The organism is Vibrio sp. V42_P2S4T144, assembly GCF_009904715.1.
Taxonomy (GTDB): Bacteria; Pseudomonadota; Gammaproteobacteria; order Enterobacterales; family Vibrionaceae; genus Vibrio; species Vibrio alginolyticus.
The window spans coordinates 1-2,651 of the sequence record NZ_WXWS01000029.1 but is presented as its reverse complement, the minus strand read 5'-3'; the positions used below and the strand labels follow the sequence as shown (position 1 = coordinate 2,651).

The window sequence follows — 2,651 nt, the reverse complement described above, 5'->3', positions numbered from 1 at the left end:
CATTATTCTTGGTGTGTAAAAAATACTCTCATTGGTTATATTGTGACCGAAAACTATTTCGGCATCTAAAGATGGTGATTTATTATTCAGCGCAAAATACATGGGAATATGAGGCTGACTGAATAACCTTCAGTTGTCTTAATAATAAATAATCAGAATTCTCAATTACACTGAAGTAACTACCCATTAGGGAAGAGCAATAATGTCACTATTTCATTCGCTTAGGACGATGCCGCTATTATTGGGGTGTCTGTGTTTTTCTGTTCAGGCATCCACAGAAAAGGTGGAACAGGAAGGTAAGTTTTTACAGTCGTTAGAAGGCATCGAAAATCAAATTTACGCATTACCTCAGAGTTCTTTAGCTTTGATTGAAGCGTTAGAAGAAGAGTCTTTACTACAAAACCAACCAACAGCGCTGTTGGTGCGTTACTGGCTTGCCAAGGCCACGGTTTTAGAGCTGCTAGGGCGCTTAGAAGAGAGTCAGAGTGTCGTTCGAAAAGGATTGGAGCTTGTGCGTCCACAGAGCCATGAGTATCTCCTGTTTAAGTTGATTCAGATGCGAACTATGGTTGGAAAGAGCGATATCGATACCGCGCTTTCTGCGTTGGATAGCTTGTTGGAAACATCGCGTGAGAATGGTGATAAGCAACTTGAATCAGAAATCCTGTTGCTAAAAGGACGCTATTACGATGAGCAAGGTGAGTTTAAAAAATCCTATGCTGCACTTATGTCGTCCATGGATGCGGCTGAATCTTCAGGTGTTCACGGGCTGGTCGAACGTGCAGCACTAGAGCTAGGTGACGTACTTGTCAAAATTCAGGGTTACGACCGATCTGAGGCGCTTTTGGAACAAGCATATCGCTATTTTAGGGATAGGCGTATGTCGTTCAATGAGTTGTTGAGCGTTTTGACGATAGCGAAACTTCATAAAGCACAGTTCCAATACGAAGAGGCGATAGCGTCATATCAGCGAGCGTTAAAGCTGGCTCAAATTATCGGTGATGGACGCTTTAGATTTCGAGTTAACCTTGAACTTGCAGCTTTATATCGCGAGACGAATCAAGAAAAGAAGATGGTTAACCACTTGAAGCTGGCGGAGAATTTACAGTACAGAGAAACGTCTAGCGCGTATTTGGCAACATTTAAGTTGTTACAAGCCGAATATATGTTAGAGCAGCAGCAATTTGAAATACTTTTAGCGATGATCGCACCAATGCTGCCGGAGATTATAGATAGTCGATACGTCAAGCAACAGCAAATGGAGCTACTAAAAGTCGCCGCTATGGCCTATGCGGGAAGCAATGACTTTAAACTAGCATTCGAAACTTACGGTAACTATCACGATAAATTTATCCAATTTAGCAATCAAAGAGAAGTTGAAAATCTTGAGCGCCAGCAGACGTTATTTGAGTTGGAACGACTTGAATATGAAAACGAAGATCTCAATTGGAACAATGTGTTGCAGCGTATGGAGCTAGAAAATAACCGTCGTACTTTTTACTTATTGGGTGAAGCGCTACTTGCGCTCATCGGTGTTCTATTTTTGATGGCGGTAGTATTTCTCGTCGTCAATCGCTCGCGTTTGAGAATGCGTCGCCTCGCAAAGACAGACACATTGACAGGGTTGTTCAATCGCCGTTTTTTAGAGGACTGGTTCACTATGCCAGTAGAAGTGAGGCGTGAGCGAAAAGAGAAACCGGTACCTCAATCTAAGCAAGAAAAAATACAACACTTTGTTTTTGAGCAAGTCGAGCAAGTTAAGTACGGTTATCTAGCTTTAAATAAATGGGTAGATAGCAAACTCGATAAACAGAAAATGGTGCCAAATAAACCACAATCGGGGCCAGTAACTTTAGCGTTAATCGATGTGGATTATTTCAAGCAGGTAAATGATACCTATGGGCATGTGTTTGGAGATACCGTACTAACGGGCGTTGCCAAAGTGTTGGAGGAAACTGTACGTGAAAACGACATTGTTGCTCGCTTTGGTGGTGAAGAGTTTGTTGTTGTTATGCCCAATACAGACCATGAAAACGCCCTTATTACTGCCGAACGTTTACGTAGCGCTTTATCCCTACATGGCTTTGTTACGGAACAGAAAGAAGAAGTGAGAGTGACCTGTAGTTTTGGAGTCGTTACCACTGAAGATAATGAGATGAGCTTTAAATCACTTTGCGATCAGGCCGATAAATTGCTTTATCAAGCGAAAGCGAACGGACGCAACTGCGTGAAAGGTCGCTCGCTAGCGTAACAGAAATCAAGAGTTCAGGCTCATCGCACGATGAATCTGAACTTATCCCTCCCATTTACTTTGATAGCCAAGTGACTTTGAGATCCTTGCTTCGAATATAAAACGCTGAATCTAACATCTTAAAGTCACTTGGCGATATTACTTAAAAATGGCTTAAGGATATCGAATCGCATATTCATGGCGTTCAACATAACCTCTCTTTTTGCCTCCTTCACCTTCAAAGTGCGAATGCCACTTGTGTCTACAAAACTATAACAAACTAGTGTGTCTATTCTTTGTACAAATAAACCGTGTACAGGTGAAATGATTAGTGGTCGATATAAATTTTTTGTGGCACAGATTTTTGTTGTTCAAAAATCAACTCGTTCATCATCGTTTTAAAACTAGAGAAAGATTTAAG

1 protein-coding gene is annotated in these 2,651 nt (G+C 41.4%); it reads left to right on the top strand.

The annotated features are described in order from the left end of the window. Positions 1 to 229 precede the first annotated feature (229 nt). Entirely contained in the window at positions 230 to 2,251 is a 2,022-nt protein-coding gene (locus CAG68_RS00880) for a tetratricopeptide repeat-containing diguanylate cyclase (protein WP_031777149.1), read from the top strand. Positions 2,252 to 2,651: the final 400 nt, after the last annotated feature.

Bases quoted from the DNA above. Each gene is read 5' to 3' on its own strand.
- CAG68_RS00880 (WP_031777149.1), top strand. From the start codon at position 230: ATGCCGCTATTATTGGGGTGTCTGTGTTTTTCTGTTCAGGCATCCACA.